Raw genomic sequence first — 8,693 nt, 5'->3', positions numbered from 1 at the left:
AAATGGCCGCGTGAGTTCTACGACCGCACCCCGCTAAAAATGGGGGGATTACCGCTGGACAGAAAAGACCTGTCGCAATTTTGATCAAGCAAGGAAAAGAACTGACAGCCTTCGAACCGGATGGCACGCCGATAACACGCGAGCAGATTGAAACGTTATGTCCAGACGCGTGGCGGACAGTGTTGGAGTCCGGCTGATCTCTACCAAACAGATTTCTGAGAAACCCAATATGCAAATGACGTGATTGGATTTCTCTCATCTGCGAAGGGCACCCCGAAGGCTGCCCAGTCGAATTATTCCAAACGCATGGCGCAATGATCTTCCTCGCAGGCAATGGCGCACTCAAGATCAAACGTGCCGTGCGCGACGACTACATGAACCTGTCTACGCTTGAACAGCGCCCCACTCTGATTGATTGTGATCAACACGCATTTCCAATCGACCGGCTACCTTAATATATGGGATTTATTGGAGCGGATCATGGCCCCTCAAAAAATGCGTGATGACAATCTGTCTGAAAACCATTTCGTCGCAGATATATTGGATGATGTGGCAAGCCTTTTGAACCAGCAGAACGCGTCAGTGTTCCGGGTGCGGGCCTACCACGATGCGGCCAGCTATTTGCGTGGATTGCCCCATCCGGTGCGGCTTGACTATCAGCACGGCGGCAAACGTGGTCTGGATGATTTGCCTACAATCGGCCCGTCCATAGCATCCACTATCGCCGAAGTTCTCGACACTGGCTCATCGGGCCTTCTGGACCGCCTGCGCGGTGCTGCAGACCCCGAAATGCTGTTTCAAACTGTGCCAATGATCGGCCCCGCGCTGGCCCGCCAAATCCATGATGGTTTGGGCATTGATACGCTGGAAGCCCTAGAGGCGGCGGCCCATGATGGGCGACTGGCCACGATCAATGGGATCGGACCGCGCCGTGTCGAAAGCCTGCGTCATTCTCTGACCGACATGCTGGCGCGCAGACGTCCCCGGCAGGCCCCAAGGGATCGACAGCAACCATCTCTCGGTGACATTCTTGCGGTTGATCAGGTCTACCGCAGCAATGTGGATCGGCTACCCACAATCAAACCGCGCCGGTGCAATCCAACCGGTGATATCCGCCTGCCGATCCTGCATACTGAGCGAAACGAATGGCAGTTTACCGCAGTCTTTTCAAACAGCCCGACTGCGCATCGATTTGGAAAAACCCGCGACTGGGTCGTCATCTATTTTGAGCGCACCGATCAGCCTGAGGGGCAAGTCACAGTTGTCACGGAACATGGCGGCATGCTTGACGGCAAACGCGTTATCCGTGGCCAAGAGAAGACCTGCATTGCCCATTACGAAGCGCTTGAGAACAGACATCTGCAATCACAATGAGGCGGACCGATTATGCGCCTCGAAAACGGAGTATAAACATTTGACCAAACATAGAAAATGGGTCTTGGCGGCCTTAGCTCTTATCGTGTTGTTGGCGTTTTGCACAGTTCCGGCCAAGACATCTGCTGATGTCTTTCAAACGCAACTGGACAAGGCTGGGGTTCCTTATCAGGTGCCGCCGAAAGGCAAAGCCATCCTTGTGAATATCCCGGCCTTTGAGCTTATTGCCTTTGATCAAGGCGTTCTTGTACTGCGCAGCCGTATCATTGTCGGCGCACCTTGGCATCGCACGCCACGCCTGACGACCTATGTCTCGGCTGTCCGGTTCCGTCCAACATGGCGGCCGACACCATCGATGGTTGCCAGCGGCGAATACAAGAACCGGGTCTGGCCTGCAGGCAAGAATAACCCGCTTGGCCTTGCCGCTGTACGGTTTCAGCCTGGGTTGTTGGTCTATTTGCATGACACCAATCACCGAGAGAAATTTGATCAGGAGTATCGCGCGTTGTCGCATGGTTGCGTGCGGGTACAACAATGGGACCAACTGGTCGCATTTGTATTAGGAATGGATTTGGCTGAGGTGCATCAATTGGCAAATGGCCGTCGCACCTTTGACGCCCCTGCCCCGCCGATACCGGTGACTTTGGGCTATTTCCTGCGGTTTCCGGATGCTGCTGGACAGATTGTTGAACATCCCGACATCTATCGTTTGGGACATGTAGAAAATTCCGCCACTCAAGACGAGGCTACATGCCAGATTGCGGGGTTGGCTGATTGATCCGGCGTCCCATGCGTGGCTCCCAAAGGGCTGAGCAGCTGCCCCAATGAACAGGTGATCCAGTCCACGCATGCTTAATCAAACTTGGGCGACGCCCAGGATAGTGAAGACCTGACCCATATTCCAAGGCACATGCATCGCACTGTGCGTGGTGGCACAGACGAATTTCTTGTTCTCGAAATGTAGTCGCTGATTGTCTCAGCCTTCGGGGTTGAAGCGCAGACAACACCCCGTGGTATTTTCACTGACGTCATCTATCGGGAATGAACTGGTCCGCATTGCGGCCCCCCTTGCTGTTTGGGTCATTGGCATGGGTATAGATAGGGCCCGTCGGGTTTGCTGGACTGACTTCTGTCAATCAGACCCCTCGTTTGATCCCGCATGCTGACGATACATGACGCGAGTTCGACAATTCAAAAGTAGCACAAATGCGCAACGGCTGAAAGTCAGATCGTTGCTTTTACCGATGTCGCCGCAGGAATTGACTTCGATCATTTCGAAATTCCGAAAAGAGAATAATACTGAGACAGTGCGGGTTACCTAAGGGCGCCAAGTCAAATGCAATCTGATCCAATTTTCAAAACAAGTGCCGCTGCCGATGCGGCGAATCTGCATGACTATAATGCTGAATATGCTGATTTTTCATGGGATGCTGCGCGCAAGTTGATTGATGGTCTGCCGGGTGGCGGAATCAATATTGCATATGAAGCTATCGAGCGGCATGTGCTGGCAGGCCACGGCTCGCAGATCGCGTTGCGGTGGATCGCAAAATCTGGTGAACGCACTGACTTCACCTATGAGGAACTGTCAAAACTCACCAACCGTTTTGCCAACGTTCTGCGCAGCCGCGGTTTAAAGAAGGGCGCACGCGTCTACTCCCTGCTCGGACGCACCCCTGAGCTTTACATTGCTGCCCTTGGCAGCTTGAAAGCCGGGTGCATATTTTGCCCCCTGTTTTCAGCTTTTGGTCCTGAACCCATTCACGCGCGGATGGAGATTGGCGGCGCCAACGCACTGATCACGACCGCCCGCCTGTACAAACGCAAAATCAGTGACTTGCGCGACAGGTTGCCAGAACTGCAAACTGTACTGCTTACCGATGGTGACGTTGAAGGGGGTGATCCGTTACCGCCACTGATGGCTGAAGCGTCGGACCAATTTGAAACCGAGCGGATGCAGCCCGAAGATACCGCACTGTTGCACTTCACATCGGGTACGACCGGCAAACCCAAGGGTGTCGTTCATGTGCATGACGCCGTGGTCGCCCACCACATCACCGGCAGGCTCGCGCTGGATCTGAAACCTTGCGACAGCTACTGGTGTACTGCGGATCCCGGATGGGTCACGGGGACATCCTATGGCATCATCGCACCACTTACCAATCGCGTCACGATGATCGTCAGTGAAGGCGAATTTGACGTCGCGCGCTGGTATGAAATTCTGGCAAATGAAGCCATAAACGTCTGGTACACGGCGCCCACTGCCATCCGAATGCTGATGAAGGCCGGCGTCAAGGCTGCCGAGGGCCATGATTTTACAGCCCTGCGGTTTATGGCAAGTGTCGGTGAACCACTGAATCCCGAGGCTGTCGTCTGGGGCAACGACGTATTTGGCATGCCGTTTCATGACAACTGGTGGCAAACTGAAACCGGTGGCATCATGATTGCAAACTTTGCGTCCATGGCGGTCAGACCCGGCTCAATGGGCAAGCCGCTTCCCGGTATCGAAGCAGGTATTGTCGAGGTCAGCAAAGATGGGATAACCGAGCTGACGCAACCGATGGCCATTGGCGAGTTGGCATTGCGACCCGGCTGGCCTTCGATGATGCGCGGTTATCTGCACGAGGATGCGCGCTATCGCAAATGCTTTCTGGACGGCTGGTACCTCAGTGGTGATCTGGCGATGCGGGACGCTGACGGGTATTTCTGGTTCGTGGGTCGGAGCAACGATCTGATCAAAAGCTCCGGTCATCTCATCGGTCCATTCGAGGTCGAAAGCGCGTTGATGGAGCATGAAGCTGTTGCTGAGGTGGGCGTCATCGGCATCCCGGACGACACTGCTGGCGAGCGCGTTAAGGCCTACGTTGCCCTCAAGCCCGGCTTTGAGGCCAGCAACGCATTGCTGCTCGATTTGATTGGCCATGCCCGCAAAAAACTGGGTCCGGCGGTCGCTCCAAAAGAACTTGTTTTTCGAAAGAACCTGCCCAAAACGGGCAGCGGCAAGATCATGCGCCGATTGCTCAAGGCCCGTGAACTGGGGCTGCCCGAGGGCGATATCTCTACTTTGGAAAGTGATGAGCGATGACCGTAACTACTGTCAAACCGCGTCTGGACCATGCGCATGTGCGCAACCTGCTTAAGGGTATGATCCGCATCAGACGGTTCGAAGACAAATGCGCCGAGTTGTACACGATGCAGAAGATCCGCGGCTTTCTACACCTCTATGATGGCGAAGAGGCCATAGCCACAGGCATCATTCCCTTACTCACCGACAAGGACCGCGTTGTAGCCACCTACCGCGAACACGGCCATGCACTGGAAAGAGGTATCCCGATGGGGAGCGTTCTGGCGGAAATGTACGGCAAGGCCGAGGGCTGCGCGGGCGGACGAGGCGGCTCAATGCATTTGTTCAGCCGCGAGCATAATTTTTATGGTGGCAATGCTATCGTAGCCGGCGGGTTACCGATGGCCGTCGGGCTGGGGCTGGCGGATCGTTTGAACAAGGATGACACCGTGACGGCCTGCTTTTTCGGCGAGGGTGCCGCCGCAGAAGGCGAATTTCATGAAAGTCTGAACCTCGCCGCGCTTTGGAAATTGCCTGTGCTTTTTGTCTGTGAAAACAACGGCTATGCCATGGGAACAGCATTGAAGCTATCAGAATCCCAAACCAACATCAGCGCAAAAGCGGCCTGCTATGGGATTGAAAGCGAAAGCGTAGATGGGATGGACGTCGTCGCTGTTGAAGCTGCTGCACGACGTGCGCTCAAACATATCGAGGACACCGGCCAGCCCTATTTCCTTGAGTGTCGCACCTATCGGTTTCGTGCCCATTCAATGTTTGACGCACAGCTCTATCGTTCCCAAGAGGAGGTCGCCGAATGGCGTGAGAAAGGGCCCATCTTACGCTTTCAAACCTGGTTGCAGGAAAGTGGTCTGCTACACGCGGACGAAGTTTCGAAAATCATCGTTGAGGTGGATGAAGAGATTGTGAAGGCCGTTGCCTTTGCCGAAGCTGGAAGTGACGAGCCATTGGAGACCCTCACCCGGTTCGTAATGTCACCTGATCGCCCTGCCCCGCCCGCTCCGGTTGCGTCCACAAATTCCGTCAAAACCACTTACCGTGACGCTGTGAAGGCTGGCATCGTTGACGCAATGTCGCGCGATCCGCATGTATTCCTGATGGGGGAAGATGTGGGCCATTATGGTGGGTGCTATGCCGTCAGCAAGGGTCTGCTAGATCAGTTCGGCCCAGATCGTATCCGCGACACGCCTTTGTCAGAATCCGGATTTACCGGGGCCGGGATCGGGGCCGCTATCGCGGGCATGCGCCCGATTGTCGAAGTCATGACTGTCAATTTCTCACTTCTGGCTTTGGATCAAATTCTGAACACCGCAGCAACGTTGCGGCACATGTCCAACAATCAGTTCGAAGTGCCGGTTGTGATCCGGATGGCAACCGGTGCAGGCAAGCAGCTTGCAGCACAGCACTCTCACTCGCTGGAGGGGTGGTATGCCCATATTCCGGGCCTGCGCGTGCTGGCACCAGCTACCATGGAAGACGCGCGCGGCATGTTGTGGACCGCACTGGAAAACCCCGATCCCGTCCTCATTTTCGAGAATGTTATGCTCTATAACCGCGAAGGGGAAATTGGTGATAATGCCGGACCAGTTGACATCGACCGTGCCGCCATACGGCGTGCCGGGAAAGATGTCTCGCTGATCACATATGGCGGATCGCTTTTTAAAACGCTAGACGCCGCAGTGCAACTGGAAACGGAAGGAATATCCGCCGAAGTCATCGACCTGCGTAGTCTGCGCCCTCTGGACATGGAAACGGTAATTGCGTCGGTGACCAAAACCCGACGCGCCGTGATAGTCGACGAAGGCTGGAAAAGTGGGAGCCTGTCCGCGGAAATCGGGATGCGGTTGGCGGAAGAGGCGTTCTTTGAACTTGATGCCCCATTGGCGCGGGTCTGCAGCGAAGAGGTTCCAATCCCCTTTGCACAGCATCTGGAACAAGCGGCGATACCACAAGTTTCAAAGATCGTGGCTGCGGTCAAAACGCTCATGGAGGCCAAGCCATGAGCGCGTTTCTCATGCCCTCACTTGGCGCAGATATGGAGGCAGGAACCTTGGTGGAACAGCTTAAATTATCCGGCGATACAGTAAAGCATGGCGAAATTATCGCCGCCATAGAGACACAAAAAGGCGTGATCGAGATCGAAGCCTTTCAGAACGGCATATTGGAGAACTGGCTGGTGGACATCGGAACTCAAGTGCCTGTCGGCACGCCGCTTGCGAACATCAGGGCAGTGGATAAACCGGTACTTTCAGAGCCGAAGGCACCCAAGCCCGGCGAACAGGAAGTTCCACAGCCACATGACCCTCCCCCTGCACCGCACCTGCCAGAAGAACCGGCCCCACAGGACCCTTCACCGCAGCCAGCGGGTCCTGAATTTCCCATCCCAGATGTGCCTGAGCCAGAGATTCAATTGCCCGAAGACATAAAAGTCAACACAGCCACCGTTGGCCAATCGCGCCCGCGCATTACCCCGGCAGCGCGGCGTCTGGCGGCACAAGCCGGGTTCGATCTGAGCTCACTCGAGGCCCAGCAAACTGGAACGAAAATAACCCGCGCAGATATTGCCGCTTTGGTGAAAACGCCCCGCGCCGATCCCCTGTCTGACATGCGCGGTGCAATTGCTGCCGCCATGTCGCGGTCAAAGCGGGACATCCCGCATTATTATCTGTCCCACCAGGCAGATCTGACCCACGCAGATGCATTTGTGACCAAAGCCAATGCGAACCGCGATCCGCAAAATCGGCTTCTGTTGGGTGCTCTCTTTTTGAAGGCAATTGCACTGGCTGTGTGCAAAGTGCCGGAAATGAATGGTCATTTTGAAGATGGTCAGTTCGACCCGAACCCGGCAATCCATACGGGCCTTGCCATCAGCCTGCGTGGCGGCGGATTGGTTGCCCCTGCCCTGTTGGATGTCGCCACCCTGAAACTTGATGAACTGATGAGTAATATGCGTGATCTTGTCACGCGGGTCCGGGCGGGACGATTCAGGTCGCGCGAGTTGTCAAATGCAACAATCACACTGACCAGCCTCGGTGATCGAGGCGTCGATCAATTGTACGGAGTCATCTATCCGCCGCAGGTTGCGATCGTCGGCATTGGCACGCCATCTCTGCGGCCATGGGTACATGAAGGGCAAGTTGTCCCGCGCCTGATCGCCGATATTACGCTTGCAGCCGATCACCGCGTAAGTGATGGACGACGTGGCGCCTTGTTTTTAAGAACAATTGCAGAAAATCTAACCACACCGGACGCCCTATGACGGATCAGAATGTTTCAACCGCACTGGCAGAAGAGTTACATCGGATCGCCCCGGATAAAAGCCTTGAGGACATTGATCTGGCAGGAGACCTAAGGGATGAATTTGAAATAGATTCCATGGACTTCCTGACGCTTATCACCGCTCTAAGCAAACGGTTCGACCTAGATATGCCAGAGGCGGATTATCCCAAGATGCAGAGCTTTAATACTTTGACAGACTATCTGAGCGCCCGGAAGGCCTAAGCTTGGTGCTGTCAGACCAATGCAAACTCGTCTCAGTTTCCCGCAGTATCCGCGAACCTATGCGGAACAAAGCTGGTGCCACTCGGCGAGAGCGGCGCTTCAGTTGAGCTTGAAATTATCGCGTGAGTAGAGATGGCGTTCCTGATTGAGATGGTTGTAGACTGAAAAGTGGACAGCGGCGAATTTCTGTAAACATCGCATCTGTCGGAAGCGAAGCATCGCCCGTTCTCTTCGTCGAAATGGAAGGTGTGAACTTTCAGCGCGATCATTCAACCAGCGGCCTGCTTCCTGCCCCTTAAAACTTCTGCAAATTTGTGTAGGGTCAGCCTGAAAAAATTACGGACAGATGAAAGCAAGATATATGCACGTCAAAATCATCGTAGAGCAACGTTCGTCAGTGATCCGGATGGCTGAAGCTTTAGTACAATAACGTGTATTGTCAGCACAGTGCCTCAGCTGCCTATTGGATCAAGCATCAGATGTTTGAAAAACTTCACATCCACTTCGGTAATCACATTCGACTTCGGCCTAAAAAGGTATTATAAAGAACTACACAAACGGTTGCACAAAATACAAACCGAGCACGCTTCGATGATATTAAACCTCGCTGCCGTATAGCGACGCATCAATCTAAGAGTGCCATTGCCAGTTAAAAGCGGAAAGCTGTTTTTCATTGGGAGTGTTTGAAGTGGTCCTGCTTTTTAGGACAGTTTTGCGGTTTGGCTAAGATGCATCTGGT

7 protein-coding genes and 2 pseudogenes are annotated in these 8,693 nt (G+C 54.4%); 7 read left to right on the top strand and 2 right to left on the bottom strand.

The genetic code is table 11. The annotated features are described in order from the left end of the window. The first annotated feature begins 314 nt into the window (after window positions 1-314). The 3 genes from V7730_RS20950 to V7730_RS20940 are packed head-to-tail and all read left to right on the top strand — an operon-like array spanning window position 315 to window position 2,152. Window positions 315-455, top strand: coding sequence for a hypothetical protein (locus tag V7730_RS20950; protein WP_335749505.1), 141 nt, complete (start codon window positions 315-317; stop codon window positions 453-455). A gap of 25 nt (window positions 456-480) precedes the next feature. Beyond that, window positions 481-1,374: a helix-hairpin-helix domain-containing protein gene (locus tag V7730_RS20945; RefSeq protein ID WP_335749504.1), complete on the top strand. Its 894-nt coding sequence runs from the start codon at window positions 481-483 to the stop codon at window positions 1,372-1,374. A gap of 40 nt (window positions 1,375-1,414) precedes the next feature. After that, window positions 1,415-2,152, top strand: coding sequence for a L,D-transpeptidase family protein (locus V7730_RS20940; RefSeq protein ID WP_335749503.1), 738 nt, complete (start codon window positions 1,415-1,417; stop codon window positions 2,150-2,152). 78 nt (window positions 2,153-2,230) lie between these two features. On the opposite strand, the pseudogene V7730_RS20935 reads toward V7730_RS20940, so the two are convergent. Continuing rightward, window positions 2,231-2,338, bottom strand: a pseudogene (locus tag V7730_RS20935) (hydrolase); the annotation flags it as partial. A 372-nt stretch (window positions 2,339-2,710) separates the two neighbouring features. Between V7730_RS20935 and acsA the strand changes: the two are divergent. From acsA to V7730_RS20915, 4 genes are read left to right on the top strand one after another with little or no spacing between them, the layout of a single operon-like run. After that, window positions 2,711-4,456 (top strand): acetate--CoA ligase, encoded by a 1,746-nt coding sequence (gene acsA, locus V7730_RS20930; RefSeq protein WP_335749502.1) that lies wholly within the window; start codon window positions 2,711-2,713, stop codon window positions 4,454-4,456. Continuing rightward, a complete protein-coding gene (pdhA, locus tag V7730_RS20925) occupies window positions 4,453-6,456 on the top strand; it encodes a pyruvate dehydrogenase (acetyl-transferring) E1 component subunit alpha (protein ID WP_335749501.1) in 2,004 nt (667 codons plus the stop codon). Before acsA ends, pdhA begins: the two co-directional genes overlap by 4 nt. Continuing rightward, window positions 6,453-7,712, top strand: a complete 1,260-nt coding sequence (locus tag V7730_RS20920; RefSeq protein ID WP_335749500.1) for a dihydrolipoamide acetyltransferase family protein — start codon at window positions 6,453-6,455, stop codon at window positions 7,710-7,712. Before pdhA ends, V7730_RS20920 begins: the two co-directional genes overlap by 4 nt. After that, window positions 7,709-7,954, top strand: coding sequence for an acyl carrier protein (locus V7730_RS20915; RefSeq protein ID WP_335749499.1), 246 nt, complete (start codon window positions 7,709-7,711; stop codon window positions 7,952-7,954). The genes V7730_RS20920 and V7730_RS20915 overlap by 4 nt, the downstream gene beginning before the upstream one ends. A gap of 99 nt (window positions 7,955-8,053) precedes the next feature. On the opposite strand, the pseudogene V7730_RS20910 reads toward V7730_RS20915, so the two are convergent. Then, window positions 8,054-8,245 (bottom strand): annotated as a pseudogene (locus V7730_RS20910) (DDE-type integrase/transposase/recombinase); the annotation flags it as partial. Window positions 8,246-8,693: the final 448 nt, after the last annotated feature.

The organism is Sulfitobacter sp. (genome assembly GCF_036961165.1).
In the GTDB taxonomy this organism is placed as follows: Bacteria; Pseudomonadota; Alphaproteobacteria; order Rhodobacterales; family Rhodobacteraceae; genus Sulfitobacter.
The sequence above is the reverse complement of the archived record's forward strand: the minus strand, read 5'-3'. Positions and strand labels throughout refer to the sequence as shown.